Genomic DNA, 25,986 nt, shown 5'->3' on the forward strand with positions numbered 1-25,986 from the left:
CACGTTGATGCTTCGGATGGGACGACGTCGGCCCGGAGAGTTAGTTCGTGGCGGGGCTGCTTGTGGCGCTGGTGCCGACGGTGTCGCTCGTCATGGGCGGCTCGCTCACGTCGACGAAGTCAGAGGGGTCGCCTGAGTCTACAGCCCCGGGAGCCTTGCTCTCGCGACCGGGGACGTACGGCGACGGCTCCAGACCGAGGTGGCGGCGCGACTGCACGACGAAGATCACGATGCCGAGGACGACGCCGAAGATGGCCGCCCAGACGTTCGTGCGAAGGCCCAGGATGATGTCGCTGGGGTCGATTCGGATGGATTCCCACACGATTCGGCCCGCGGAGTACCAGACGAGATAGACCGCGAACTGCTTGCCCCACTGCAGTCCGAAGCGCTTCCCGACCCAGAGGATGACGGCGGCACCGAGCAGGTTCCAGATGACCTCGTACAGGAAGGTCGGCTGGAAAAGCGTGCCGGATGGCAGTCCGACGGGGATGGCCGGGTTGCCGGCGGCGATCTCGAGACCCCAGGGCAGGTCTGTGGGCTGGCCGAAGAGCTCCTGGTTGAACCAGTTTCCGAAGCGGCCCATGGCCTGCGCGATGATGAGGCCCGGGGCCACGGCGTCGGCGAAGGTCCAGAACCGGATGCCGGTCCACTTGCAGCCGAGGATCGCGCCGATGGCGCCACCGATGAGCGCACCGTAGATGGCGATGCCGCCCTCCCAGATGGCCCACACCGAGCCCGGCTGCGTGATGTTCCACGGGTTCGACCCCGGACCGAAGTAGAAGCCGAGGTGCGTGACGACGTGGTAGATGCGCGCCACGACGATGGCGAGCGGCACCGCCAGCAGGCAGATGTCGATGACGACCCACTTCTCGGCCCCCCGACGCGTCAGACGCGCGTTCGTGAGGAAGACCGCCACGATGATGCCCGCGATGATGCAGAGCGCGTAGAAGTGGATGCGGAGCGGACCGAGATCGACGTAGGAGATCGTCGGGCTCGGGATGCTGGCGAGCACGCCGGAGGCGGCGCTCGAGAGGGCGAACGTCATGCGAACGAGTCTAAGGCGCGCCGCGTCGTGCCCGCGGACAGCCCTTGCGCCAGTTCAGACAGACCGTCGACACCGCCGTCACGCAGCGCTTTGACCAGCGCCGTGCCCACGATCGCGCCGTCGGCGTAGTCGACCACTCCCGCGACCTGCTCGGCGTTGGAGATGCCGATGCCCACGCACGCGTGCTGAGCGCCGACCGAGCGCAGGCGCTCGACGAGACCGCGGGCGGCGGCGTCCAACTGCGCCCGCTCCCCCGTGATCCCCATGGTCGACACGGTGTAGACGAAGCCCGTCGAGTTCTCGACGATCATGCGCAGTCGCTCGTCCGAGGAGGTGGGGGCGGCGAGGAACACGCGATCGAGGCCCGTACGCTCACTCGCGGCGATCCACGCGGCCCCGGCGTCGGGCGTGATGTCGGGGGTGATGAGACCTGCGCCGCCCGCGGCGAGGAGCTCGTCCGCGTAACGGTCGACGCCGTACTGCTCGACGAGGTTCCAGTAGGTCATCACCAGGACCGGCACATCGGTGCGCGCGGTGACCTCGCGGATGATGGTGAACAGGTCGCGCATGCGGAACCCGTTCGCCAGCGCCGTCTGCGTGGCCTCCTGGATGACCAGACCGTCCATGACGGGATCGCTGTAGGGGGGACCGAGCTCGATGATGTCGGCGCCTGCCTCTGCGAGGGCGACGGCCGCCTCGATGCTCGTGGCGACGTCGGGGAACCCGGCGGGCAGGTAGCCGACGAAGGCGCCCCGTCCCTCGGCATGGGCGGCGTCGATCGCCGCCGACACGCGGGAGGTCACAGCTCCACTCCCGCACCGCTGGCCGCGTCGGGGGCGGGCGACAGGTCGACCGGCGATCCGGGGGCCGACGCCACGGCGTCGGCAGCGCGCGTCTGGGCGGGAGCTTCCGGCTCTTCGGGAGCGTGCTCGGCGTCGTAGAGGTCGAAGTAGCGTGCCGCGGTGTCCATGTCTTTATCGCCGCGTCCGGACAGGTTGATCGCGATGACGGCATCCGGTCCCAGCTCACGCCCGATGCGCAGGGCGCCGGCCAAGGCGTGGGCCGACTCGATCGCGGGGATGATCCCCTCGGTGCGCGAGAGGAGTCGCAGCGCCTGCATCGCCTCGTCGTCGGTCGCGGGGATGTACTGGGCGCGACCGATGTCGGCGAGCCATGCGTGCTCGGGCCCGACGCCCGGGTAGTCCAAGCCGGCCGAGATCGAGTGCGACTCCGTCGTCTGGCCGTCTTCGTCCTGCAGCACGTAGGTGCGCGCGCCGTGCAGGACGCCCGGACGCCCTCGACCGATGGATGCCGCGTGCTTGGGGGTGTCGACGCCGTCGCCGGCGGCCTCGACGCCGTAGAGCGCCACGCCCTCATCATCGAGGAAGGCGTCGAACATGCCGATGGCGTTGGATCCGCCGCCGACGCACGCGAAGACGGCATCCGGGAGGCGACCGATGCGTTCCAGGAACTCGGCGCGCGTCTCTTCGCCGATGATCTTCTGGAAGTCGCGGACCATGGCGGGGAACGGATGCGGACCTGCGGCGGTACCGAAGATGTAATTGGTCGTCTCGACCGAGGCGACCCAGTCGCGGTACGCCTCGTTGATGGCGTCCTTCAGCGTGCGCGAGCCCGTGGTGACGGGAACGACCTCGGCGCCCAGCAAGCGCATGCGGGCGACGTTCAGCGCCTGGCGTTCGGTGTCGACCTCGCCCATGTAGACGACGCAGTCGAGACCGAAGAGCGCGGCCGCCGTGGCCGTGGCCACGCCGTGCTGCCCGGCTCCGGTCTCGGCGATCACCCTCGTCTTGCCGAGGCGCTTGGTGAGCAGCGCCTGACCCAGGACGTTGTTGATCTTGTGCGAGCCGGTGTGGTTCAGGTCTTCGCGTTTGAGGAACACGCGAGCGCCGCCCGCGTGCTCGGCGAAGCGGGGCACCTCGGTGAGCGCAGACGGGCGACCCGCGTAGTCGCGCAACAGCGCGGTGAGCTCGGCGTGGAAGGAGGGGTCGGCCATTGCCGACTCGTACACCGCCGTGAGCTCATCGATCGCCGCGATGAGCGACTCGGGCATGTAGCGGCCGCCGAAGTCGCCGAAGAACGGCCCCTTCTGGTCCCGCAGGCTCTCGGTCGGGTGGCTGACGGTGGTCATGACGTCTCCTGGAGGAACGCGCGGAGAGTGGCGACGGGGTCGCCCGTGACGAGGGCCTCGCCCACGAGCACCACGTCGGCGCCCGCGGCGCGGTAGTGGGCGACGTCGGCGGGAACGAGCACGGCGGACTCGGCGATCTTGACGGCGTCGGCCGGGAAGCGCTCGGCGAGGGATCCGAAAAGGTCGCGGTCGAGCTCGAACGTCGACAGGTTGCGGGCGTTGACGCCGATGAGCTTCGCGCCGAGGTCCTTGGCGCGCTCGAGCTCGTCGGCCGAGTGCGTCTCGACGAGGGCGGTCATGCCGAGGTCGTTCGTCAGCGCGAACAGCTCCGTCAGGGTCGTCTGATCGAGCGCGGCGACGATCAACAGCACCAGGTCGGCGCCGGCCGCCCGCGCCTCGAGCACCTGGTAGGGCGTGGCGAGGAAGTCCTTGCGGAGGACGGGGACGCCGACGGCGGCGCGGACGGCCTCCAGGTCGGCGAGGCTGCCCTTGAACTTGCGTCCCTCGGTGAGCACCGAGATCGCCGATGCCCCTCCCTCTTCGTACAGGCGCGCCTGGCGTGCGGGGTCGGGGATGTCGGCGAGGTCACCGCGCGACGGGCTCGCGCGCTTGACCTCGGCGATGATCTTCACCCGATCGGCCGGGGCGAGCATGGCCAGCGCGTCGCGCGAGGGCGTTTGCGCGAGTGCGTCGCGTTCGACGTCGGAGAGCGAGCGCGTCTCGGCGCGCTGCTCGGCATCGTGAACCGCTCCGGCCGTGAGATCGGCCAGCACGGTCAGTGCGCCTTCGGGTTGGACTTCGCGCCGTCCGCGCCGTAGCCGGCCTTCTTCATCGCCAGGCCGACGATCGCACCGACGACGAGCAGACCCACCGACGCCCACACGAGCGCGGGGATGTCGAGCCAGAAGAACAGCGTGCCGAGCGTGAAAGCGACGAGCATGATGATCACGGCCGTCCACGCGGCGGGCGAGTGTCCGTGGCCGGGATCGCCGATGGGGTTGCTCATGGGGCTCCTTACAGTCGCGCGCGGGCGCGGGGGAAAGCGTCGTGTCAGTGTATCGAAGCGCGGGGCGGGTCCCGGCGCTGACGTCTCGACGCCGTGCGATCGTGCCACCCTGAGCGCGAAAATCCGGCGCGCAGACGCCGAGGCGTGTCCCGAGGATCGGCGTCGAGGCGCCGCCGATCACGGTCGATGCGAACGACGGCTCCTGTTATGAGGGAGGTGCGGGGTGAGCGGCACGCGTGCATGCCGGGGCCGAGGTCATCGAGTCAGATCGCGTCGATGAGTCGGTCGAGGGCTCGATGCACCGCCGCTCGGGCATCGGAGTCCCCCGAGGTCTCGACCAGCCACAGTACGCCCTCGTTCATGGCGCCGGAGAGGAGGTGCGTCAGGGCGGCGGCATCCCCTGCCCCGGTCACCGCCTCCACGGCGTCGCGCAGTTCTCTCATGGATGCCGACGCGTCGAGGGCGCGCCACTGCGACCATCCGAGCGCGGCAGGCCCCTCCACCAGAAGGACGCGCGCCGCGGAGTCATCGGTGATGCCATCGACGAACGCGTGGCACCCGGCGCGAAGCGACGCACGCGCATCGGCCGACTGCGCATCGGCGCGGGCGACGACGAATGAGGCGACGCGCTGATGTCCTGCCTGCACGACGGCTCGGAGTAGGCCGAGTTTGTCGCCGAAGTGGTGGTACACGGCCCCCCGCGTCACTCCTGCGGCCGAGGCGACGTCCGCGACGGCGGTCTCGGCGAATCCCGATCGGGTGAAGGCATCGGTCCCGGCCCGGAGGATGGCGTCGAACGTCAGTGCCGCATCGGCTGCGGAGGCTCGAGGCACGGATCTTCCTTTACGTACAGAGTGTATGTAACCTGGTGACATTCACAGTGTACGTAAGAAGGGATCGCCGTGAACAGCTTCTACCCCGTCCTCCAGGTCGACCAGCCCACCGCCGCAGCGCAAGCCTTCGTCGACCACTTCGGATTCGAAGAGACATTCGCGGCGGACTGGTACGTGAGCCTGCGCAACGGTCGGCACGAGGTCGCATTCCTCGACTCCGGCCACGAGACGATTCCCGACGGATTCCGGCAGGGATGCCGCGGCGTCTTGCTGAACATCGAGGTCGACGACGCGCGCGCCGAGTACGACCGGTTGCGGGACGCTCGGCTGCCCGTTCGCCTCCCGCTTCGCGACGAGGCCTTCGGACAGCGCCACTTCATCGTCGAAGTGCCCGGAGGCATCCTCGTGGATGTGATCGAGGAGATCCCGCCCTCGGCGTCTTTCGCCGCCGCCTTCGTCGGCGACTGACGCGGAAGACGCACCTGATCGGCCGGGGTCGACAGGCCATGACGTCGAGCGCCCTCGTCCCTCTGTCGTCCGTCAGTGAGCGACCAGCGGCCGTTCGCCGCCTCGGTGACGCTCAGGTCGCGGTGGGGTCGTCGCCGCGGGACAGATCGTCCCACGAGTCGATCGCGTCGTGCGGGCGCCCGGTCTCGCTGCCCGCCTCCGTCGCCGTACGGTACTTGCGGGTCGCGCCCGACGGCCAGTGCCGCGCGGTGATGACGGTGAAGACCGCCGCGGCGAACAGCACCGCCTGCGCGAGCAGCGTGAGCGCCGGCCACGGCGTCAGCGAGAATCCCGTGACGAGGGCGGCCACGGCATCCGTTCCCGAGATCCCGGTGGCGTCGGTGACCGTCGAGGCCGCCGCACCCACGGGACGGCCGATCACGAGCTGCGCGGTGCCGACGCCCACGAGCGCCGCGATGAGAGCCCCGAGCACTCCGAAGACGTACCGCAGCACCGGACCGACGATCGACAGGGCGGCACCCAGCGCGAGGGCCGCGAGGCTCAGCGGGGTGAGGACGGGCAGCGCCTCGGCGCCGGGAACGGCGAGGGTCTGCTGGGCGCCGTCGTCGAGGGTGACGTCGATCCAGGTCTGCGTCGAGGCGATCACGCCGATCGCGCCCGCCAGCAGCATGCCGAGCACTGCCATGGAGCGCGCGCGGCGCATCAGCGCTCCCCCACGAGCGGGTGCAGGTCGTCGGCGTCGAAGCAGGTGTGGTCGCCCGTGTGACAGGCCGCGCCGATCTGTTCCACCTGGATGAGCAGCGTGTCGCCGTCGCAGTCCAGACGCGCACCCTTCACCAACTGGATGTGGCCGGACGTGTCGCCCTTGCGCCAGTACTCCTGGCGCGAACGCGACCAGAAGGTCACGCGGCCGGTGGTGAGCGTGCGCTTCAGGGCTTCGGCATCCATCCAGCCGACCATGAGCACCTCGCGAGAGTCGAACTGCTGGATCACCGCGGCCACCAGTCCGTCGGCGTCGTACTTCACGCGGTCGACGCTCATCGGCGCACCTCGATGCCCTCGGACGCCATCGCGTCTTTGACCTGTCCGACGGTGAGCTGGCCGGAGTGGAAGACGGATGCCGCAAGCACCGCGTCGGCGCCGGCTTGCACGGCCGGGGCGAAGTGCTCGAGCGCTCCGGCGCCTCCCGAGGCGATGACCGGGACCGCGGCGACCTGCCGCATCAGGCGGACCAGCTCGAGGTCGAAGCCCTGCTTCGTGCCGTCGGCGTCGATGGAGTTGACCAGCAGCTCGCCGGCGCCGCGTTCGACGGCCTCGCGCGCCCACTCCAGGGCGTCGAGGGTCGTCTCGGTGCGCCCACCGTGGGTGGTCACGACGAAACCGGAGGGGGTGGATGCCGCCCGCTTGACGTCGAGCGAGAGCACGATGACCTGTGCGCCGAAGCGGTCGGCGATCTCGTCGATCAGGGCCGGTCGGGCGATGGCGGCGGAGTTGACGCCGATCTTGTCGGCGCCCACCGCCAGCAGGCGCGCCACGTCGTCGGCGGAGCGCACTCCCCCACCGACCGTCAGCGGAATGAAGACCTGCTCGGCCGTGCGGCGCACGACGTCGTAGGTCGTGGAGCGCTCGTCGACGGTGGCGGTGACATCGAGGAAGGTGACCTCGTCGGCGCCCTGGTCGAAGTACAGCTTCGCGAGCTCGACGGGGTCGCCCATGTCGCGAAGGTCGAGGAAGTTGACGCCCTTCACGACGCGGCCGCCCGCGACGTCGAGGCACGGGATGACGCGGCGCGCGAGGGTCATCAGAGCCTCGCGGCGAGGATCTCGGTGACGAGGATCGCGCGGGCACCGATGGCGTACAGCGCGTCCATGACCTGGTTCACGTCACGGCGCGGGCTCATCACCCGCACGGCCACCCACTCGGGATCACGCAACGGTGAGATCGTCGGCGACTCCAGCCCCGGGGCCACGGCCACGGCCTGCTCGATCAGCGCAGCGGGCAGGTCGTAGTCGATCAGCACGTACTTGCGGGCGGCGAGCACACCGCGCAGACGCCGCAGAAGCGTCTCGGTGCCCTCGGCCTCCTGCGGGCCGGCGATCAGGACGGCGTCGCTCTCGAGCAGGACGGGCCCGAAGATCTCGAGCCCCGCCTGTCGCAGCGTCGTACCGGTGGAGACGACGTCGGCCACGGCATCCGCCACCCCGAGCTGGACGGCGGATTCCACCGCGCCGTCGAGCGGCACGATGTCGACGGCGATGCCGCGCTCGTCGAGGAAGGCGTCGACGAGGCCCGGGTAGGCCGTGGCGACGCGCAGACCCTGCAGATCGCCCACATCCGTGAAACGGCCAGGGCGACCGGCGAAGCGGAACGTCGAGCCGGCGAAGCCCAGCGACTCGACCTCGCGGGCGCCGGGCATGCGGGCGTCGAGCAGCAGGTCGCGGCCGGTGATGCCGACGTCGAGGGCGCCCGATCCGACGTAGGTCGCGATGTCACGCGGACGGAGGTAGAAGAACTCGACCCCGTTGGCGGGGTCGACGGTGTAGAGGTCTTTCGAGTCGCGTCTTCCGGTGTATCCGGCCTCCGAGAGCATCTCGGCGGCGGTCTCGGCGAGCGACCCCTTGTTCGGCACGGCGATTCGCAGCATGACGGGGGCTTTCGTGGTTCGTGGGGGTGGGAAGGAAGAGCGCGGCTCAGAGATGTCGGTAGACGTCTTCGAGCGACAGGCCCTTCGCGAGCATGAGCGTCTGCAGGTGGTAGAGCAGCTGCGAGATCTCCTCGGCCGCGGCGGCGTCGGACTCGTACTCGGCGGCCATCCACACCTCGGCGGCCTCTTCGACGATCTTCTTGCCGATCGCGTGCACACCGGCATCCAGCTGAGCGACGGTGCCGGATCCCTCGGGTCGCTCGACGGCCTTGGCGCTGAGTTCCGCGAACAGGTCGTCGAAGGTCTTCACGGTTCCAGGGTATCGGGTCGGCGGGGGTGGGGCTGTCCGCGGGGCGCGGGGTGGGGTGGGCGGGCGGCGGCGCGGGGGTGCGGGACGGCGCGGGACGGGGCGCGGGTGCGGCGGTGGTGCGGTCGGTGCGCGGCGGGCGCGCGGTACCGGGCTGGGATGGGCGCGCATGAACGCTTTCCGTGCGCGGAGACGCGTTGACGACGTGTTCATACGCGCGGATGCCGTTTATGCGCGGGGTGGTCGGTCAGGAACGGGTCTCGGGCGCGGGCGCGGGGCCGCGGGAGGCAGAAGAGCGCGGGGGCGCAGGCGTGCGGCGCGGGACACGGGGTGGGCGCGGCGCGGGCGCCTCAGTGGCGGTGGCGGGACGCCGTGGAGCGGAGCGACTGGATCGCGCGATCGGGGTCGTCGGCGCCGAACACCGCGGAACCGGCGACGAACGTGTCGGCCCCGGCCTCGGCAGCCTGGGCGATCGTGGACTCGCCGATCCCGCCGTCGACCTGCAGCCACACGCTCGATCCACGGCGCTTGGCCTCGTCGGCCAGGGCGCGGAGCTTGGGCATGGTCTCGGGCATGAAGGACTGTCCCCCGAAGCCGGGTTCGACGGTCATGATCAGGATCTGGTCGAACTCGTTGAGCGAGTCGAGGAGGTTCTCCACCGGCGTGCCGGGCTTCACGGCGACGCCCGCTCGCGCGCCGATGGACCGCAGCTGTCGCGCCAGAGCGATCGGGGATGCCGCGGCCTCGAGGTGGAAGGTGACCGAGGCCGCGCCCAGCTCGGCGTACGCCGGCGCCCAGCGATCCGGGTCGTCGATCATCAGGTGCACGTCGAGCGGCACCGGGCTCGTCTCCTGGATGCGCCCCACCATCTGCGGTCCGAAGGTCAGATTCGGGACGAAGTGGTTGTCCATCACGTCGACGTGCACGAAGTCGGCGCCCGCGATACGGGCGAGCTCCGCCTCCATGTTCACGAAGTCGGCGGCGAGGATGCTCGGGTTGATGCGGGGGGCGTCGGTAGGCACCCGACCATTATGGGCGGTTCCGTCCCCGCCTGACCTGCCGAGGCTGGCGGCGACGAAGCGAGCCGATCCGGCGACCCGCGCGCGAGTACGGGCGGGTCAGCGCTTGCGCAGCAGCACGATGGACATCGCGTCGGTGCCGTGGCGGTGCGGCCAGAGTTGCGCGCGGAGGGAGCCGTCGGCCTGGTCGGGCAGGTCGATCTCGCTCACCGCCACGGAGCGCACGACCGCGCGGGCGTCGAGCTCCTCGACCGCGTCGCCGAGCTCGCGCATGACCTCGGCCAGCACCCCCGAGGTTTCGGCGAGATGCGGCGAGCAGGTCACGTACGCCACCACCCCGCCGGGCTTCAGCGCCTCGAACGCGGCGAGCACCAGGTCCTGCTGAAGGTCAGTGAGGCCGGGCACGTCCGACGGGCTCTTGCGCCACCGCGCTTCGGGCCGGCGACGCAGCGCCCCGATGCCGGTGCACGGTGCATCGACGAGGATGCGGTCGTACTCCCGTGGCATCCGAGCGGCGCGCTCGCGCCCGTCCTCTTCGCTGACCTCCACCTCGAGGGGGACGGATGCCACCGCCTGGCGCACGAGTCCCGCGCGCGCCGGCGCGATCTCGTTGGCATCCAGGATCGCGCCGTGGGTGAGCGCTTCGGCGGCGAGCAGGGCGGTCTTTCCGCCGGGACCGGCGCACAGGTCGAGCCATCGTTCGCCCGCGCGGATCGGCAGTGCGCGGGTCAGGGCGAGGGCGGCGAGCTGCGACCCCTCGTCCTGAACCCGGATGCGACCGTTCGAGGCGCGGATGAGCTCCTCCGGGTCGCCGCCCCGCGTGGTGAACGCGGTGGGGGCGTAGCCCGCCGTCGTGGCGTCGTCGGGCACCTCGGCCAGGCCCGGCAGAGCGATCATCGCCACACGCGGGGCGATGTTGTCGGCCTCGAGCAGGGCGTCGAGCTCGTCGGCCCGGCCCTCCGCGGTGAGCGCGCGGCGCAGGGCCCGAACGATCCACACGGGGTGCGAGGTGGTGAGGCCGATGCGCTCATCGTCGCTGCGGGCCGCGGCGGCGATGCGCTCGATCCACTGACCCGGAGTGTCGCGCGACACACGCCGGAGGACGGCGTTGGCGAAGCCGGCGGCCCCTTTGCCGCCGCCGTTGCGGCGAGCGAGTTCGACGGACTCGTTGACCGCCGCGTGCGAGGCGACGCGCGTCGACAGCAGCTGGTGCACGCCCAGGCGCAGCGCGTCGAGCACGGCCGGATCGATGCGGTCGACCGTGCGGTCGGCGGCGGCGGCGATGATCGCGTCGTACGTTCCACGGCGGCGCAGAGTGCCGTAGGTCAGCTCTGTGGCCAACCCGGCGTCCTTGGCATCCAACTTCGCCCGCACGATCGCGTGCGGCAGCAGCAGGTTGGCGTAGGCCTCATCGTCCGACACGGCGCGGAGGACGTCGTACGCGACGGCGCGCGCTCCCTGCACGCTCATGCGCCGAGGACCGGTTCGCTCGTGCGCAGGCCGCGGAACCAGTCGCCCGCGGCCATCGCCCCCTTACCCGCCGGCTGGACGGTCTCGAGCCGCAGCGGCGTGGTGCCGGTTCCGACGACGACGTCCCTGCCGGAAACGGCGACCCGTCCGGGCGGGAGAGGCGGCGCGTCGGCGGGCATGGCGCGCAGGAGCTTGAAGCGCGCGCCGTCGAGGGTGGTGTGGGCACCCGGCTCGGGGGTCACCCCGGCGATGCGGTGCAGGAGGGTCTCGGCATCCTGGGAGAAGTCGAGGGCGCCGTCCTCGAGGGTGAGTTTCGGGGCGAGCGTGGGCTCGCCCTCTTGCGCCGCGGAGACCGCGGTGCCGTCGGCGATGCCGTCGACGACGCGAGCGAGCAGCGGAGCACCGATCGCGGCGAGGTCGTCGAGGACCTCGGCGGATGTCGCGTTGGTGGGCACGTCGTAGCGCTCCTCGGCGAAGACGTCGCCCGCATCGAGCGCGGCCACGAGCTGGAAGACGCTCGCCCCGGTGACGGCGTCGCCCGCGATCAGCGCGCGCTGCACGGGGGCGGCGCCGCGCCACCGCGGCAGGAGCGAGAAGTGCAGGTTGATCCACCCGTGGGCGGGAGTCGACAGCAGAGGCTCGCGCACGAGGCCGCCATAGGCGACGATCACGCCCAGTTCGGGCCGCAGAGCCGCGATCTGCGCGGTGGCGTCGTCATCGAGGCGGTCCGCCTTGATGATCGGGATGCCGAGCTCATCGGCCGCCTGCGCGACCGGCGACGGGGTGAGCACGCGCTTGCGCCCGAGCGGCGCGTCACCGCGCGTGACGACCGCGACGATGTCGTGCGGGCCGGCCGCCAGAGCACGCAGGGAGGGGACGGCGACGGCGGGGGTGCCGGCGAAAACGAGGCGCACGGTTCTCCTCAGGCGATTCGGGGCGGGATGGTCCGGGTGGGTGCCCGTGTGGCGACCTCGGCGGTCGTAGTCGTCCGGATGCGGGCGACGCTCACAGATCGGGTTCGGGGATGTCGAGACGAACTCTGAGCGTAGTGCGCTGTTTCGGCCCGCGATCTTTCCGCGACTTCCGGGCGCGCAGCGCGTCGGCGACGACCCCGGCGCGCAGGGCCTCGGCGACAGCCTTGCCGTGCGCGTAATCGAAGCGGACGAGGGCGCGGGAGGTCGACGCATCGGGAGTTTCGGAGGTGTCGACCGGCCCGAGGATCGCGAGGGAGTCGAGGTCGGTCACCGTTTCTCGAAGCGAGGTGAGCAGCGTGTCGACGCTGCGTGCCTGCCCGTCGACGCTGGCGACGCGCACGGCGGGCGGCATCCGCAGGGGGGCACGATCGAACAGTTCGGAGCGCGCGTAGGCCGGCTGTGTCCACGTCGCGAGCGCACGCGCGACGGGACCGGCGACACCCACCAGATGCACCGGCGCACCGGGGGCTGCCAGGGCCGCGGCGTTCGACCACCAGCGCAGGCAGCTCTCCCCGATCCGGAGCGCTTCGCTCTGCAGCATCCGGTCGCCGTCGAGCAGGATCACGGCCCGGTAGCCGCCGCGGGCGATCGGCTCCGCGCCGCGCGTGGCGATGACGAGGGCGGGGTGGCCGTCGACCTCGGCCACGGGGTGCGCCCCGTCGGCGAGGATCACGCGGGTGTTCGGGAAGGCGCGTCCGAGCTCGTCCGCCGTGCGCTCACTGCCCGACGACGCCATGCGCAGTTTCGCGGAGCCGCAGTGCCCGCACGTCCACGCATGGGCACTGCGACCGCACCAGGCGCACACCGGGGTCGCGCCGGGTCGAGCCGCGCGCAACGGCCCCGCGCAATGCGGGCAGCGGGCGGGCCGGCGGCAGTCGGCGCAGATGAGCGAAGGGGCGTACCCCGGTCGGGCTACCTGCACGAGCACGGGTCCGCGCTGCAGGGCCTCACGGGCCGCGGCGAAAGCCGAGGACGGGACGCGCGACTGCCGCTGCTCCCCCTCGCGCGTGGCGCTCAGCACGACCCGCGGGCTCGGGCGCCGGGCCTGCATGATCTCCCGCACGTACCCGACGTCGACGAGACGCTGCACGTCGCTCGTGCGCGTGTGGCCGGCGAACACCAGAGCCGAGCCCTCGAGCTCCTGGCGCACGAGGGCGGCATCGCGCGCGTGGACGCCCGGCGCCAGCGGCTCCGACAACAGGGAGTCGCCGTCGTCCCAGATCGCCACGAGACCGGTGTCGTGCGAGGGCGCGTACACCCCCGAGCGGCGACCGACCACGATGCACGGCACGGATGCCAGGGCGCGCAGGTACTGCGCGTAGCGGGCGGGCCCGGACTGGTCCGCGTCGTCGCGGACGATGGCATCCGGGCCGACGAGCTCGCCGAGCGCCGCTAGGACCTGCGCTTGGTCGCGGTAGTCGGGCACGACGAGGACGGCGCTCCTCCCCCGCGCCAGCGTGTGCACGGCGGCGGCGGCGAGAAGGTCCGCCCAGGCGCCGCGAGGCAGCTCGGCGTGCGGGTACGGAGGGGCGTCGAGCGCGAGGCGTTCGCCGGCGTCGAGCGCCTCGCTCAGACCCGGGTACGAGGCCAGCAGGGCGTCGGACCGTTCGCGGGCGGCGGGTACCACGTCTGGCGTCTCGGGCGACGGAGCCGCTGCCCACGCCTTCTCGGCACGGACCATGCGCTTGGGAACGGCCAGCCGCAGCACGTCGCTGACCGAGCCGGCGGCGCGGTCGGCGACGCGTCGGGCGAGCGTGTACAGGCGCTCGGGCAGCACGGGCATCGGCGACACGACGGCCTCGACCGACGACAGCGGTCGCTCCGTTCCGTCGTCGGCGACGACGTCGACCACGAAGGCATCCATCATGCGTCCCGCTGAGCGCAGCGGGACCTTGACCCGGACGCCGGGTGCGATGTCGGCGACGAGCGGATGCGGGATGGCGTAGTCGAAGAGACGGTCCAGCTGCGGCACGGGCGACTCGAGCTGAACGCGCGCGACGCGACGCCCGCTCACGGGAGTCCTCCGTCGAGGGATGCCCCCCGCACGATCGGCACGCGCGCCCGCGCTGGCCGGGCGCGCGCGCCGGCGTCGCGGATGTGCTCTGCAGCTACCCCGCCGGTCGCGCCCGTCTGGGTAACGGAGCGCCCCCGGCCGCGCCCGCAGCTTGCGCCCGTCTGGGTGATGGTGCGCCCCCGGCCGCGCCCGCAGCTTGCGCCCGTCTGGGTGATGGTGCGCCCCCTGCCGCGCCCGCAGCTTGCGCCCGTCTGGGTGACGGAGCGCCCCCGGCCGCGCCCGCAGCTTGCGCCCGTCTGGGTGACGGAGCGCCCCCGTCCGCGCCCGCAGCTTGCGCCCGTCTGGGTGACGGAGCGCCCCCGTCCGCGCCCGCCGGTCGCGCCCGTGGCGGTGATGGTGCGCCCCCGGACGCGCCCGCCGGTGACGCCCATCGCGACGTGGGCGAGCGCCCGGCCGCGCCGTGCGAGGCCCGCCCCCACCGTCAGAGTCCGGCGGCGGCGCGCAGCTCGTCGACGCGGTCGGTGCGCTCCCACGTGAAATCGGGCAGCTCGCGGCCGAAGTGACCGTAGGTCGCCGTCTGCGCGTAGATCGGGCGCAGCAGGTCGAGCTGCTCGACGATCGCCGCCGGGCGCAGGTCGAAGACGTCGCGGATGGCCCGCACGATCGCGTCGTCGTCCACGTGCGCCGTGCCGAACGATTCCACATACAGGCCCACGGGGTTCGCCTTGCCGATCGCGTAGGCGATCTGCACCTCGAGGCGGTCGGCGAGACCCGCCGCGACGGCGTTCTTGGCCACCCAGCGCATCGCGTAGGCGGCGGAGCGGTCGACCTTGGACGGGTCTTTGCCGCTGAACGCGCCGCCGCCGTGACGGGAGGCGCCGCCGTAGGTGTCGATGATGATCTTGCGACCGGTGAGCCCGGCGTCGCCCTTGGGACCGCCGATGACGAAGGGTCCGGCCGGGTTGATGTAGTACTTCACGTCGGGCAGCTCGAGCCCCGTCTCGGCGAGGACCGGATCGATGACCTCGGCCTGCACCTGCGCGCGCAGGTCCTCTTGCGAGATGTCGGGGTGGTGCTGCGTCGACAGGACGACGGAATCGACGGTGCGCGGGACGAGGCCGTCGTAGCCCAGGGTCACCTGGGTCTTGCCGTCGGGGCGCAGGAACGGCAGCGCGCCGCTCTTGCGGACGGATGCCAGGCGCTCGGCGATGCGGTGCGCCGTCCAGATGGCCATCGGCATGAGCTGCGGGGTCTCGTTCGTGGCGAAGCCGAACATGATGCCCTGATCGCCGGCACCCTGCAGGTCACGCGGATCGACGGAGCCGCGCTCGCGCTGCTCGAATGCCTTGTTGACACCCGCGGCGATGTCGGAGGACTGGGCGCCGATCGAGACGGACACGCCGCACGACTCGCCGTCGAAGCCGGTGTCGCTGGAGGTGTACCCGATGCGGTTCACCACGTCGCGCACGATCGCGGGGATCTCGACGTAGGCGCGGGTGGACACCTCGCCGGCCACGTGCACGAGGCCGGTGGTGACGAGGGTCTCGACGGCGACGCGCCCCGTCGGGTCTTCGGTGAGGATGGCATCCAGGATGCTGTCGGAGATCTGGTCGCAGATCTTGTCGGGGTGTCCTTCGGTGACGGACTCGGACGTGAACAGGCGCAGGTCGGTCAAGACGACTCCGGGAGGCTAGCGAACGGGAACGGGCACAAGTATGCCCCGGACGGCGGAGAGCCGCCCGGGGCATCGTCACATCTGTGCACAGAAGACGTGAACGGAGGGCTGTGGATTACTCCGCAGCGCGCAGGCGTAGCTTGTCTTCGTGGATCTCGTGCAGCGCGATGGTGAGGGGCTTGTCCTCGACGGTGGAGTCGACCAGCGGGCCGACGTTGTCGAAGAGGTTTCCCTCGTGCAGGTCGGAGTAGTAGTCGTTGATCTGACGCGCGCGCTTGGACGCGTAGATGACGAGCTGGTACTTCGAGTCGACCTTGTCGAGCAGAGCGTCGATGGGCGGGTCGATGATGCCCTTGTCACGTCCGGCCATGGGGAACCTCCTGGTTCGGCGGGATGGGGTGGATGCGGCGCCGGAAGCGCCGAAGCATCCTCCTATTCTAGCCGACGCCGACACGAGCTGTGCCGAGGGCGCCGGGCGGGTCGTGTGGGCGGTGACGGGGCGTGAGTGACGTGGCGAAGGATGGGGCGTCGGTCCGTGCGACATCGGGGCGTCGCTTGTGCACGGGGGCGTGCGACGTCCGCCCCGGTGCACATTCCGCGCCCCGAACGGGTGCCGGCCCGGCCGGGGTGCCGCCCTGCCGCCGCGGTGCACATTTCGCGCCCCGAACGGGTGCTGTCCCGGCTGGGCGGCGCCCCGCCGACCCGGGCGGGCGCGTCAGCGCTGAGCGGCGGCCAACGCGACCACGTCGGCGGCTGCCGAGGCGACGTCCTCGTTGACCACGCGGTAGTCGAACTCGTTCTGCGCGGCGAGCTCTACCCGGGCCGTGCGCAGGCGGCGGGCCCGTTCCTCGGCATCCTCGGTCCCCCGTCCGACCAGGCGCTGGACGAGTTCGTCCCAGCTCGGCGGCAGCAGGAAGACCAGCGTCGCCGAGGGGTCTGCGGCGCGCACCTGACGCGCCCCCTGCAGGTCGATCTCGAGCAGAGCGGTGCCCCCCTCGGCGAGGACGCGCTCGATGGGAGCGCGCGGCGTGCCGTAGCGGTTCTGGTTGTGCACGACAGCCCACTCCAGGAGCTCCCCCGCAGCGACCATCCGGTCGAACTCGGCGTCGTCGACGAAGTAGTAGTGCTGGCCCTCGACCTCGCCCGGTCGGGGACTGCGGGTGGTCGCCGAGACCGACAGGTGGATCTGCGGGTAGTTCTGCTTGATGTGGGCGGCCACGGTGCCCTTGCCGACCGCCGTGGGGCCGGCCAGCACGATGAGCCGGCTGCGGCCGTCGCGCGGACCCGGTTCGGGCCACCGCGTGTCGAGGAAGGCGCGCAATGCATCGCGCTGGCGCGTACCGAGACCACCCAGTCGCTTGACCGGGGAGATGCCGAGGGCTGTCAGGATGCGGTCGCGCTTGCTCTCGCCGATGGCGGGGATCGCCGTGAGGAACTCGGTCACACGCATGGCCCCCGCGGGCGACAGCGGGTCGCGAAGTCCCCGGCGCAGCAGCTCTTGCGGCGAGATCACGCGGCTCGATACGTCGCGCTTCAGCGCGGCGCGCTCCCGCCGCGCCTCGACCGCTCGGCGCGAGGCGGCGGCGCGGTCGACCTCGGGCGGGCGACGGGTGTCAACCATTCAGGGTCTCCCGGTACAGAGCCGCTCGTTCCTTGATGCGCGCCGCGAGACGATCAGGTCCGACGGCGAGGATGCTGCGGCTCTCGTTGGCGATGACCGCCGACGCGACGTACCCGAACAGGCGGCCGAGGTCGCCGGGTTCGGCGCCCTGGGCCCCGAAGCCGGGGGCGAGGATCGGCATCCCCGCCAGAGCGACGTCACCGAGACCGAACGCCGCGCGGTCGACGGTGGCGCCGACGACGACGCCGATCGAACCGAGCGCGCCGGGCGCACCGATATTGGCCTCGTTCACGTCGTGGGCGACGCGGGATGCCACGTGCTCGCGGTCGCCCACGGCGAGGGCATCGTCGACGATTGCGCTCTGCAGGGCCCGGGCCTCGGGGTTGCTCGTCGCGGTCAGCACGAAGGCGCCCTTGCGATGCCGCACGGCGAGCGAGAGCGTGTCGCGCAGAGAGTCGGCGCCGAGGTAGGGCGTCAGGGTCACGGCATCCGCCTCGAGGGGGGAACCGGGCGCGAGCCACGCTTGTGCGTAACCCTCCATCGTCGTGCCGATGTCGCCGCGCTTCGCGTCGGCGATGACCAGGAGTCCCGCGGCGCGGGCCGCGGCCATCACGTCTTCGAGAGCAGCGAAGCCCTTCGACCCGTAACGCTCGTAGAACGCCACCTGCGGTTTCACGACGCCGACGCGGCCGACCGCCGCCTCGACCACGCGGAGACCGAAGTCGCGCGCGCCGTCGGCGGTGGCATCCAGGCCCCACGCCGACAGCAGCGCTGTGTGGGGGTCGATGCCGACGCACAGCGCGCCGTGGGCGTCGAGGGCGGCGCTCAGCCGCTGACCGAAAGACTCGTTCACAGACGACCCGCGCGATCCACGGCGTATTCCTGGAGGCTGCGCACCTCGAAGCCGTCCTTCATGGCGCCGAGGGCGCTCACGGCGGCACCGAGCACGGCCATCGTGGTGAACAGCGCCTTGTCGGCGGCCACGGCCGCGGCGCGGATCTCGTAGCCGTCGGCACGCGCGGTCCCACCCGAAGGGGTGTTGACGATCATGTCGATCTCCCCCGCGTTGATGAGGTCGACGACGTTTCGCTGGCCGGAGCCCTGCGTCTCGGAGTACTTCTCCACGACCTGCACCCGGATGCCGTTGCGCGCCAGGATCTCCGCCGTGCCCTCGGTGGCCATGAGTTCGAAGCCCAGCTCCTGCAGGCGATGGGCCGGCAGGATGACGGCGCGCTTGTCGGCATCGGCGACCGAGATGAACACGGTGCCCGAGGTCGGCATCCCGCCGTACGCGGCTTCCTGCGACTTCGCGAACGCGGTCGGGAAGTCGCGGTCGATGCCCATGACCTCTCCGGTGGAACGCATCTCGGGTCCGAGCACGGAGTCGACGGTGTGGCCGTCGGCGGTGCGGAAGCGCTTGAACGGCAGCACGGCCTCCTTCACGGCGACGGGTGCGTCGAGCGGGACGCGCGAGCCGTCCTGCTCGGGCAGCAGTCCCTCGGCGATGAGCTCGGCGATCGAGTTGCCGGCCATGATGCGGCTGGCGGCCTTGGCGAGCGGAATGCCCAGCGCCTTCGAGACGAAGGGCACCGTGCGGCTCGCGCGGGGGTTCGCCTCGATGACGTAGAGGACCCCGGCCGAGATCGCGAACTGCACGTTCAGCAAGCCACGGACGCCGACGCCCTTCGCGATCGCCAGAGTCGCTTCGCGCACACGGTCGACTTCGGTACGTCCGAGCGAGACCGGGGGCAGAGTGCAGGAGGAGTCGCCGGAGTGGATGCCGGCCTCCTCGAGGTGCTCCATGACGCCGCCGATGTAGAGGTCGGTGCCGTCGTACAGCGCGTCGACGTCGAGCTCGATCGCGTCGTCGAGGAAGCGGTCGACCAGCAGCGGCAGGCCGGGGCCGATGATGGCCTGGTCGGCGATGCGCACGAAGTAGTCGCGGACCGCCTCGGTGGAGTAGATGATCTCCATGCCGCGGCCGCCGAGCACGAAGCTCGGGCGCACGAGCACGGGGTAGCCGATCTCCTCGGCGATAGCGACGGCGCCGTCGACGTCGATCGCGGTGCCGCTACGGGGAGCCACGAGTCCGGCCTCGTCGAGCAGACGCGAGAACAGCTCCCGCTCCTCGGCGAGATCGATCGCCTCGGGGCTCGTACCCAGGATCGTGTACCCGGCGGCCTCGATGCCCTTCGCCAGGCCCAGGGGCGTCTGACCGCCGAGCTGGCAGACGACGCCGAGGATCGTCCCCGACTGCGCCTCGGCGTGCAGCACCTCGAGCACGTCCTCGAGCGTCAGCGGCTCGAAATACAGCCGGTCGCTGGTGTCGTAGTCGGTGGAGACGGTCTCGGGGTTGCAGTTGACCATGACGGTCTCGTACCCGGCATCCGAGAGGGCGAACGAGGCGTGCACGCACGAGTAGTCGAACTCGACGCCCTGGCCGATGCGGTTGGGGCCCGAGCCGATGATGACGACCTTCGTGCGGTCGGAGGGGGTGACCTCCGTCTCGGCGTCGTAGCTGGAGTAGTGGTAGGGCGTGAGCGCCGGGAACTCCCCCGCGCACGTGTCGACGGTCTTGTAGACCGGGCGCACGTCGAGCGCATAACGGAGCTCGCGCACCTCGGCCTCGTCGAGGCCGCGGAGCTGGGCGATCTGAGCGTCGCTGAAGCCATGCTCCTTCGCCGTGCGAAGGGTGTCGGCATCCAGGCTCTCCGCCTCCCCGATGAAGGCCGCGACCTCGTTGATGAGCACCATCTGGTCGATGAACCACGGGTCGATCTTGGTCGCCTCGAACGCCTGCTCCGCCGTCGCGCCGAAGCGCAGAGCCTGCTGCAGCACGACGATGCGACCGTCGGTGGGGGTCTTGGCGATCTCGAGCAGCTCCTCGGCCGAGCGGGTCTCCTCGCCCCAGTGGAAGCTCGAGCCGCGCTTCTCGAGCGAGCGCAGGGCCTTCTGCAGGGCCGTCGTGTAGTTGCGGCCGATGGCCATGGCCTCGCCGACCGACTTCATGGTGGTGGTGAGGGTGGCGTCGGCGGCGGGGAACTTCTCGAAGTTGAACCGCGGCACCTTGACCACGACGTAGTCGAGCGTGGGCTCGAAGCTCGCCGGGGTCACCTTGGTGATGTCGTTCGGGATCTCGTCGAGGCGGTAGCCGATCGCGAGCTTCGCGGCGATCTTCGCGATGGGGAAGCCGGTGGCCTTCGATGCCAGCGCCGACGACCGAGACACGCGCGGGTTCATCTCGATGACGATGATGCGTCCGGTGGCGGGGTCGACGGCGAACTGGATGTTGCAACCACCGGTGTCGACGCCCACCGCGCGGATGATGTCGATGCCGATGTCGCGGAGCTTCTGGTACTCACGGTCGGTGAGGGTCAACGCCGGGGCGACGGTGATCGAGTCGCCGGTGTGCACGCCCACGGGGTCGACGTTCTCGATCGAGCAGACGACGACCGTGTTGTCGGCGGTGTCGCGCATGAGCTCGAGCTCGTACTCCTTCCACCCGAGGATCGATTCCTCGAGCAGCACCTCGGTGGTGGGCGAGTCGTGCAGACCCGCACCGCCGATGCGGCGGAGGTCGTTCTCGTCGTACGCGAAGCCCGAGCCGAGGCCGCCCATGGTGAAGCTCGGACGCACCACGAGCGGGTACCCGAGCTTCTCGGCGCCGGCGAGGAGCTCGTCCATCGAGTGGCAGATGACGGATGCCGCAACGTCGGCGCCCGCCTCGAGGACGAGCTCCTTGAAGATCTGACGGTCCTCGCCCTTGTTGATCGCCTCGAAGTCGGCGCCGATGAGCTCGACGTCGTACTTCTCGAGGATGCCGCGCTTGTGCAGCGCGATCGCCGCGTTCAGGGCCGTCTGCCCGCCGAGGGTCGGGAGGATGGCATCCGGCTTCTCTTTGGCGATGATCGTCTCGATCACCTCGGGGGTGATCGGCTCGATATAGGTCGCGTCGGCGAAGTCGGGGTCGGTCATGATCGTCGCCGGGTTGGAGTTGACGAGGATGACGCGCACCCCCTCTTCGCGGAGGACGCGGCACGCCTGGGTGCCGGAGTAATCGAACTCGCACGCCTGACCGATGACGATCGGGCCGGAGCCGATGACGAGGACGGAGTGGATGTCGTCGCGCTTAGGCATTGTTGTCTTCCTGGGTCGAATCCTGAGCGTCTTTCGGGGCCTGAGCCGCGGAGGCCGGTCCCTGAGCCTGTCGAAGGGCCGTCGTCGCGAGCACCATCTCGCGGAAGCGGTCGAACAGGTAGTTGGCGTCGTGGGGTCCGGAGGCGGCTTCGGGGTGGTACTGCACGCTGAACGCGGGGATGTCGAGGGCGCGAAGACCCTCGACGACGTTGTCGTTCAGACCGATGTGGCTGACCTCGACGCGGCCGAAGCCTGCCGGGCTGTCGATGACGGCGTCGAGCGGCGCGTCGACCGCGAAGCCGTGGTTCTGCGAGGTGATCTCGACGCGTCCGGTGGTCTTGTCGAGCACCGGCTGGTTGATGCCGCGGTGGCCGAACGGCAGCTTGTAGGTGCCGAAGCCGAGGGCGCGGCCCAGCAGCTGATTGCCGAAGCAGATGCCGAAGAAGGGCAGGCCGTCGCCCAGAACCGCGCGCAGAAGCTCGACGTGCTGGTCGGAGGCGGCGGGGTCGCCCGGGCCGTTGGAGTAGAACGCCGCGACCGGCTCGATCGCGCGGATCTCGTCGATCGTGGCCGACTGCGGGAAGACGTGCACGTCGAAGCCCCGCGCGGCGAGGTTGTCGATCGTGGACTTCTTCACGCCCAGGTCGAGCACGGCGAGGTTGCCGATGCGCTCGGCGGTCGCGGGAGCGATTTCGACCGAGGTCACGGAGACCTCAGCGGAGAGGTTGCGGCCTGCCATGCCCGGAGCCTCGAGGACGCGGCGCAGCTGCTCGTCGGCATCCAGGTGGGCTGCCTCGCCCGAGAAGACACCGCCGCGCATGCTGCCGGAGGAGCGGATGCGACGGGTGACGGCGCGGGTGTCGATCCCCGCGATGCCGACGATTCCGTCGTCGACGAGGGCGTCGTCGAGCGACCGGTTCGCGCGCCAGTTGGACACCGTGCGCGAGGGGTCGCGCACGACGTATCCGGCGACCCAGATCCGGCGCGATTCGGGGTCTTCGTCGTTCACACCGGTGTTGCCGATGTGGGGGGCCGTCTGCAGCACGATCTGGCCCGCGTACGAGGGGTCGGTGATCGTCTCCTGGTAACCGGTCATGCCGGTGGCGAAGACGACCTCGCCGAGGGTCTCGCCCCGTGCGCCGTAGGCGCGGCCGGTGTAGCGGGTGCCGTCTTCGAGCACGAGGACGGCGGGGTCTCGCGTGGTGAGCGAGGAAGGGATCAGGGCGGTCATGCGTCGCTTCCTGTCGGGGTGATGAGGGGACGGATGGCGTCGGCGAGGGCTTTCGCCGAGGCATCCTGGGGTCGGAGATAGGTGTCGACGACGGTGTCGCCGTCGATGCGCCAGCTGATCCGCGTCAGACCGTCGCGCTCGACCACCCGGTCGATGGCGACGGTCGCCTGCGCGGCATCCACGAGGCGGTCACGGGTCAGCGCGATGCGCGGCTGGCCCGGGAGGTCGAGGGCGACGCCGGCCGTGGTGACGGTGACGTCGACGCGCGAGCGGAAGCCGAGGCCCTTGATGGCGAGGCGCTCGAGGGGCTCGTCGTGGCGGGTCGTGGCGACGTAGAGACCCGCGAACACCGCGGTCTCGACGGCGCCGTCGGGCAGCTCCCCCACCGGGACGGAGTAGCGCGCATCGCGCCGCGTTCGTCGCACCCAGGCCCAGGCGAGGAGGGCGAGCACGGTCACGGCCACCGCGACCATGACGAGCAGGGCGCCCTCACGCGTCACGCGAGCGCTCCCGGCGCGTCGAGCAGTGCGCCTTCGGCGACGGTGGGGATGCCGTTGCGTACGGTCCAGCGCACCTCGCCGGGCAACTGCCGACCCAGGTACGGAGAGTTCTTGCTGCGTCCGCGCAGATCGGCCACCTCGAAGGTGCGCGAGGGACGCGGGTCGTACAGCGTGAAGCTCGCCGGCTGTCCCGCGGCGATCGGAGTGCCGTGACCGTCGAGGCGGCCGATGCGCGCCGGGGTCTTCGACAGCACCCGGGCGACGTCGGCCCAATCGAGCAGGCCGGTGTCGACCATGGCCTGGTGCACGACGCGCAGCGCGCTCTCGAGCCCGACCATGCCGTTCGCGGCGGCGGCCCACTCGCAGGCCTTCGCCTCGGCGGGGTGCGGGGCGTGGTCGGTGGCGACGATGTCGATCGTGCCGTCGGCGAGACCTTCGCGCACGGCCATCACGTCTTCTTCTCGGCGCAGCGGCGGGTTGACCTTGAAGCGCGCGTCGTAGTCGCGGACGAGCTCGTCGGTCAGCAGCAGGTGGTGCGGGGTCACCTCGGCGGTGACGTTCACGCCGCGCTTCTTGGCCCAGCGGATGATGTCGACGGAGCCGGCGGTGGAGAGGTGGCAGACGTGCAGGCGCGAACCGACGTGCTCGGCGAGCAGCACGTCGCGAGCGATGATCGACTCCTCGGCGACGGCGGGCCAGCCGGTCAGGCCCAGTTCGGCCGAGACGGCGCCCTCGTTCATCTGCGCGCCCTCGGTGAGACGCGGATCCTGCGCGTGTTGGGCGACGACACCGTCGAAGGCCTTCACGTACTCGAGCGCGCGACGCATGATGAGCGGGTCGAAGACGCAGAATCCGTCGTCGCTGAACACCCGAACGCGCGCGCGGGAGTCGGCCATGGCGCCGAGCTCGGCGAGGCGCTCGCCCTTCTGTCCGACGGTCACGGCGCCGATCGGCTGGACGTGCACGTAGCCGGCGGCTTCGCCGAGCGCGAGCTCCTGCTCGACGACGCCGGCGGTGTCGGCGGTGGGCGAGGTGTTCGGCATCGCGAAGACGGTCGTGAACCCGCCCGCCGCCGCGGCGCGCGACCCGGTGAGGACGGTCTCGGATGCCTCGAAGCCGGGCTCGCGCAGGTGCACGTGCAAGTCGACTAGGCCGGGCAGGGCGATCAGCCCGTCGGCGTCGACGATCGTCGCACCGACGTGGGAGAGACCGGAGCCGGTCTCGGCGATGACGCCGTCGCGGACGAGGAGGTCGGTGGCATCCTGTCCCTCGACGCGTGCGCCGCGGACCAGAAGCGTCTGGGGGGTGGCGTGGCTCATCGGAGGTCCTCTTTCTCGGTGTCGGCCCGCTCGCCCGCCAGCAGCAGGTACAGCACGGCCATCCGCACGGAGACGCCGTTCGTGACCTGTTCGAGCACCGTCGAACGAGGCGAATCGGCGGCTTCGGCGGAAATCTCCAGACCCCGGTTCATGGGTCCGGGGTGCAGGACAATGCTATCGGTCGGCAGGGCGTCCAAACGCCGTGCGTCGAGGCCGTAGCGTCGCGAATACTCCCGTTCAGTCGGGAAATATGCGGCCGACATCCGCTCGAGTTGGATGCGCAGCATCATCAGCGCATCGGGACCCGCGGCGATGGCGTGGTCGAGGTCGTAGTCGATCTCGACCGGCCACCCGCTGACATCCTGCGGCACCAGGGTCGGCGGGGCGACCAGCGTGACGCGCGCACCGAGGGTGTACAGCAGCCAGACGTTCGAGCGCGCGACGCGCGAGTGCAGCACGTCGCCCACGATCGTGACCCGGATGCCGTCGAGGTCGCGCCCGCGGCTGTCGTCACCGAAGAGGCGCTTACGGATTGTGAACGCGTCGAGCAGTGCCTGCGTGGGGTGCTCGTGCGTGCCGTCTCCGGCGTTGACCACCCCCGCGCTGATCCATCCGCTGGTGGCGAGGGTGCGCGGAGCACCGGACGCGCCGTGGCGGATGACCACGGCATCCGCTCCCATCGCCTGAAGGGTCTGCGCGGTGTCCTGCAACGATTCGCCCTTGCTGACGCTCGAGCCCTTCGCCGAGAAGTTGATCACGTCGGCGCTGAGGCGCTTGGCGGCGGCCTCGAACGAGATGCGGGTGCGCGTGGAGTCTTCGAAGAAGAGGTTGACCACGGTCTTGCCGCGCAGCGTCGGCAGCTTCTTGACCTCGCGGCGCTGGGTGTCGGCCATGTCTTCGGCGACGTCGAGGATCTCGAGGGCATCGGCGCGCGAGAGGTGCTGGGTGTCGAGGAGGTGCCTCATGACTCGATCGTCACCTCCTCGACGCCGTCGACTTCGGCGAGGCGCACGTTGACCCGCTCGTCGCGGGCGCTGGGCAGGTTCTTGCCCACGAAGTCGGGGCGGATCGGCAGCTCGCGGTGGCCGCGGTCGATGAGGGTCGCCAGGCGCACGGCCGCGGGGCGCCCGATGTCCTGCAGAGCGTCGAGAGCAGCTCGGATGCTGCGGCCCGAGAACAGTACGTCGTCGACCAGCACGACGGTCTTGCCGTCGACGCCGCCGGCGGGGATCTCGGTCTTCCGCGGGGCCCGCGTGGGGTTGCGGTGCAGATCGTCGCGGTACATCGTCACGTCGAGCGAGCCGACCGGGACCGGTGCTCCCCCGAAGTCGCTGACGAGCGGGCCGATCCGGTTCGCGAGCGTGACGCCGCGGGTCGGGATGCCGAGGAGGACGAGCCCTTCCGGTCCTTTGTTGGACTCCAGGATCTCGTGCGAGATGCGCGTCAAAGCGCGGGCGATATCGGCATCGTGCATGACGGTGCGGGTATTCATCCGCCGCTCCCTTCTCCGCCTCACGGGACGGGGTTAAAGGTTGCTGTGGTTCTTCGTCCAGTGTAGCGGGTGGGGTGGGGTG

General features: G+C 70.9%; 26 protein-coding genes. 1 reads left to right on the forward strand and 25 read right to left on the reverse strand.

The features are described from left to right. Positions 1 to 40: 40 nt before the first annotated feature. From lgt to MT347_RS06530, 6 genes are all read right to left on the reverse strand, one after another. On the reverse strand, positions 41 to 1,045 hold the full coding sequence (lgt, locus tag MT347_RS06505; RefSeq protein ID WP_243499308.1) for a prolipoprotein diacylglyceryl transferase: 1,005 nt from the start codon (positions 1,043 to 1,045) through the stop codon (positions 41 to 43). Further along, a complete protein-coding gene (gene trpA / locus MT347_RS06510) occupies positions 1,042 to 1,848 on the reverse strand; it encodes a tryptophan synthase subunit alpha (RefSeq protein WP_243499310.1) in 807 nt (268 codons plus the stop codon). The genes lgt and trpA overlap by 4 nt, the downstream gene beginning before the upstream one ends. After that, on the reverse strand, positions 1,845 to 3,194 hold the full coding sequence (trpB, locus tag MT347_RS06515; RefSeq protein ID WP_243499312.1) for a tryptophan synthase subunit beta: 1,350 nt from the start codon (positions 3,192 to 3,194) through the stop codon (positions 1,845 to 1,847). Before trpB ends, trpA begins: the two co-directional genes overlap by 4 nt. After that, positions 3,191 to 3,967 carry an indole-3-glycerol phosphate synthase TrpC gene (gene trpC, locus MT347_RS06520; protein ID WP_243499314.1) on the reverse strand — a complete coding sequence of 259 codons (777 nt, stop codon included), beginning with the start codon at positions 3,965 to 3,967 and terminating at the stop codon, positions 3,191 to 3,193. Before trpC ends, trpB begins: the two co-directional genes overlap by 4 nt. A 2-nt stretch (positions 3,968 to 3,969) precedes the next feature. After that, entirely contained in the window at positions 3,970 to 4,200 is a 231-nt protein-coding gene (locus MT347_RS06525) for a DUF6704 family protein (protein ID WP_055954875.1), read from the reverse strand. A 263-nt stretch (positions 4,201 to 4,463) separates the two neighbouring features. After that, complete coding sequence (locus MT347_RS06530; protein WP_243499316.1) at positions 4,464 to 5,033, reverse strand: TetR/AcrR family transcriptional regulator; 570 nt, start codon at positions 5,031 to 5,033, stop codon at positions 4,464 to 4,466. A gap of 69 nt (positions 5,034 to 5,102) precedes the next feature. Here MT347_RS06530 and MT347_RS06535 point away from each other — a divergent pair, with 69 nt between their 5' ends. After that, complete coding sequence (locus MT347_RS06535; RefSeq protein ID WP_243499318.1) at positions 5,103 to 5,501, forward strand: VOC family protein; 399 nt, start codon at positions 5,103 to 5,105, stop codon at positions 5,499 to 5,501. A 112-nt stretch (positions 5,502 to 5,613) separates the two neighbouring features. Here MT347_RS06535 and MT347_RS06540 read toward each other — a convergent pair whose 3' ends face one another. The 19 genes from MT347_RS06540 to pyrR all read right to left on the reverse strand — a co-directional run bounded on the left by MT347_RS06540 (position 5,614) and on the right by pyrR (position 25,904). Continuing rightward, positions 5,614 to 6,204 (reverse strand): Trp biosynthesis-associated membrane protein, encoded by a 591-nt coding sequence (locus tag MT347_RS06540; RefSeq protein ID WP_243499320.1) that lies wholly within the window; start codon positions 6,202 to 6,204, stop codon positions 5,614 to 5,616. After that, positions 6,204 to 6,542: a phosphoribosyl-AMP cyclohydrolase gene (gene hisI, locus MT347_RS06545; RefSeq protein ID WP_243499322.1), complete on the reverse strand. Its 339-nt coding sequence runs from the start codon at positions 6,540 to 6,542 to the stop codon at positions 6,204 to 6,206. Before hisI ends, MT347_RS06540 begins: the two co-directional genes overlap by 1 nt. After that, positions 6,539 to 7,303, reverse strand: a complete 765-nt coding sequence (gene hisF / locus MT347_RS06550; protein WP_243499324.1) for an imidazole glycerol phosphate synthase subunit HisF — start codon at positions 7,301 to 7,303, stop codon at positions 6,539 to 6,541. Before hisF ends, hisI begins: the two co-directional genes overlap by 4 nt. Next, entirely contained in the window at positions 7,303 to 8,145 is an 843-nt protein-coding gene (gene hisG / locus MT347_RS06555; protein ID WP_243499326.1) for an ATP phosphoribosyltransferase, read from the reverse strand. Before hisG ends, hisF begins: the two co-directional genes overlap by 1 nt. Positions 8,146 to 8,191: 46 nt before the next feature. Continuing rightward, positions 8,192 to 8,455: a phosphoribosyl-ATP diphosphatase gene (locus MT347_RS06560; protein WP_055837422.1), complete on the reverse strand. Its 264-nt coding sequence runs from the start codon at positions 8,453 to 8,455 to the stop codon at positions 8,192 to 8,194. 347 nt (positions 8,456 to 8,802) lie between these two features. Then, complete coding sequence (gene rpe, locus MT347_RS06565; RefSeq protein ID WP_308194214.1) at positions 8,803 to 9,474, reverse strand: ribulose-phosphate 3-epimerase; 672 nt, start codon at positions 9,472 to 9,474, stop codon at positions 8,803 to 8,805. Between the two features lie 96 nt (positions 9,475 to 9,570). Beyond that, positions 9,571 to 10,941, reverse strand: a complete 1,371-nt coding sequence (locus MT347_RS06570; RefSeq protein WP_243499328.1) for an RsmB/NOP family class I SAM-dependent RNA methyltransferase — start codon at positions 10,939 to 10,941, stop codon at positions 9,571 to 9,573. After that, a complete protein-coding gene (fmt, locus tag MT347_RS06575) occupies positions 10,938 to 11,855 on the reverse strand; it encodes a methionyl-tRNA formyltransferase (protein WP_243499329.1) in 918 nt (305 codons plus the stop codon). The genes MT347_RS06570 and fmt overlap by 4 nt, the downstream gene beginning before the upstream one ends. 91 nt (positions 11,856 to 11,946) lie before the next feature. Continuing rightward, a complete protein-coding gene (locus MT347_RS06580; RefSeq protein WP_243499331.1) occupies positions 11,947 to 13,929 on the reverse strand; it encodes a primosomal protein N' in 1,983 nt (660 codons plus the stop codon). 481 nt (positions 13,930 to 14,410) lie between these two features. Beyond that, complete coding sequence (metK, locus tag MT347_RS06585) at positions 14,411 to 15,604, reverse strand: methionine adenosyltransferase (RefSeq protein WP_243499333.1); 1,194 nt, start codon at positions 15,602 to 15,604, stop codon at positions 14,411 to 14,413. A 115-nt stretch (positions 15,605 to 15,719) separates the two neighbouring features. Next, a complete protein-coding gene (gene rpoZ, locus MT347_RS06590) occupies positions 15,720 to 15,974 on the reverse strand; it encodes a DNA-directed RNA polymerase subunit omega (protein ID WP_055837405.1) in 255 nt (84 codons plus the stop codon). A gap of 345 nt (positions 15,975 to 16,319) precedes the next feature. Next, the gene (gmk, locus tag MT347_RS06595) at positions 16,320 to 17,225 is read right to left on the reverse strand and encodes a guanylate kinase (protein WP_243499335.1); all 906 of its coding nucleotides are present in this window, start codon (positions 17,223 to 17,225) and stop codon (positions 16,320 to 16,322) included. Beyond that, positions 17,218 to 18,078, reverse strand: coding sequence for an orotidine-5'-phosphate decarboxylase (gene pyrF, locus MT347_RS06600; protein WP_243499337.1), 861 nt, complete (start codon positions 18,076 to 18,078; stop codon positions 17,218 to 17,220). Before pyrF ends, gmk begins: the two co-directional genes overlap by 8 nt. Further along, positions 18,075 to 21,362: a carbamoyl-phosphate synthase large subunit gene (gene carB / locus MT347_RS06605; protein WP_243499339.1), complete on the reverse strand. Its 3,288-nt coding sequence runs from the start codon at positions 21,360 to 21,362 to the stop codon at positions 18,075 to 18,077. Before carB ends, pyrF begins: the two co-directional genes overlap by 4 nt. Next, positions 21,355 to 22,593 carry a glutamine-hydrolyzing carbamoyl-phosphate synthase small subunit gene (gene carA, locus MT347_RS06610; RefSeq protein WP_243499341.1) on the reverse strand — a complete coding sequence of 413 codons (1,239 nt, stop codon included), beginning with the start codon at positions 22,591 to 22,593 and terminating at the stop codon, positions 21,355 to 21,357. The genes carB and carA overlap by 8 nt, the downstream gene beginning before the upstream one ends. Beyond that, positions 22,590 to 23,093 carry a hypothetical protein gene (locus MT347_RS06615; protein WP_243499343.1) on the reverse strand — a complete coding sequence of 168 codons (504 nt, stop codon included), beginning with the start codon at positions 23,091 to 23,093 and terminating at the stop codon, positions 22,590 to 22,592. The genes carA and MT347_RS06615 overlap by 4 nt, the downstream gene beginning before the upstream one ends. Then, entirely contained in the window at positions 23,090 to 24,412 is a 1,323-nt protein-coding gene (locus MT347_RS06620; protein ID WP_243499345.1) for a dihydroorotase, read from the reverse strand. Before MT347_RS06620 ends, MT347_RS06615 begins: the two co-directional genes overlap by 4 nt. Then, the gene (locus tag MT347_RS06625) at positions 24,409 to 25,377 is read right to left on the reverse strand and encodes an aspartate carbamoyltransferase catalytic subunit (RefSeq protein WP_243499347.1); all 969 of its coding nucleotides are present in this window, start codon (positions 25,375 to 25,377) and stop codon (positions 24,409 to 24,411) included. Before MT347_RS06625 ends, MT347_RS06620 begins: the two co-directional genes overlap by 4 nt. After that, positions 25,374 to 25,904: a bifunctional pyr operon transcriptional regulator/uracil phosphoribosyltransferase PyrR gene (gene pyrR, locus MT347_RS06630; RefSeq protein ID WP_243499349.1), complete on the reverse strand. Its 531-nt coding sequence runs from the start codon at positions 25,902 to 25,904 to the stop codon at positions 25,374 to 25,376. The genes MT347_RS06625 and pyrR overlap by 4 nt, the downstream gene beginning before the upstream one ends. Between the last annotated feature and the right edge of the window lie 82 nt (positions 25,905 to 25,986).

It is taken from the genome of Microbacterium sp. VKM Ac-2923 (genome assembly GCF_022815605.1).
Taxonomy (GTDB): Bacteria; Actinomycetota; Actinomycetes; order Actinomycetales; family Microbacteriaceae; genus Microbacterium.

What these genes read in the sequence shown, in the direction of transcription:
- lgt (WP_243499308.1), bottom strand. Translation starts at nt 1,045, where the DNA reads ATGACGTTCGCCCTCTCGAGCGCCGCCTCCGGCGTGCTCGCCAGCATC.
- trpB (WP_243499312.1), bottom strand. Translation starts at nt 3,194, where the DNA reads ATGACCACCGTCAGCCACCCGACCGAGAGCCTGCGGGACCAGAAGGGG.
- MT347_RS06525 (WP_055954875.1), bottom strand. Translation starts at nt 4,200, where the DNA reads ATGAGCAACCCCATCGGCGATCCCGGCCACGGACACTCGCCCGCCGCG.
- MT347_RS06540 (WP_243499320.1), bottom strand. Translation starts at nt 6,204, where the DNA reads ATGCGCCGCGCGCGCTCCATGGCAGTGCTCGGCATGCTGCTGGCGGGC.
- hisI (WP_243499322.1), bottom strand. Translation starts at nt 6,542, where the DNA reads ATGAGCGTCGACCGCGTGAAGTACGACGCCGACGGACTGGTGGCCGCG.
- hisF (WP_243499324.1), bottom strand. Translation starts at nt 7,303, where the DNA reads ATGACCCTCGCGCGCCGCGTCATCCCGTGCCTCGACGTCGCGGGCGGC.
- hisG (WP_243499326.1), bottom strand. Translation starts at nt 8,145, where the DNA reads ATGCTGCGAATCGCCGTGCCGAACAAGGGGTCGCTCGCCGAGACCGCC.
- MT347_RS06570 (WP_243499328.1), bottom strand. Translation starts at nt 10,941, where the DNA reads ATGAGCGTGCAGGGAGCGCGCGCCGTCGCGTACGACGTCCTCCGCGCC.
- rpoZ (WP_055837405.1), bottom strand. Translation starts at nt 15,974, where the DNA reads ATGGCCGGACGTGACAAGGGCATCATCGACCCGCCCATCGACGCTCTG.
- gmk (WP_243499335.1), bottom strand. Translation starts at nt 17,225, where the DNA reads ATGGTTGACACCCGTCGCCCGCCCGAGGTCGACCGCGCCGCCGCCTCG.
- carB (WP_243499339.1), bottom strand. Translation starts at nt 21,362, where the DNA reads ATGCCTAAGCGCGACGACATCCACTCCGTCCTCGTCATCGGCTCCGGC.
- carA (WP_243499341.1), bottom strand. Translation starts at nt 22,593, where the DNA reads ATGACCGCCCTGATCCCTTCCTCGCTCACCACGCGAGACCCCGCCGTC.
- MT347_RS06620 (WP_243499345.1), bottom strand. Translation starts at nt 24,412, where the DNA reads ATGAGCCACGCCACCCCCCAGACGCTTCTGGTCCGCGGCGCACGCGTC.
- MT347_RS06625 (WP_243499347.1), bottom strand. Translation starts at nt 25,377, where the DNA reads ATGAGGCACCTCCTCGACACCCAGCACCTCTCGCGCGCCGATGCCCTC.
- pyrR (WP_243499349.1), bottom strand. Translation starts at nt 25,904, where the DNA reads ATGAATACCCGCACCGTCATGCACGATGCCGATATCGCCCGCGCTTTG.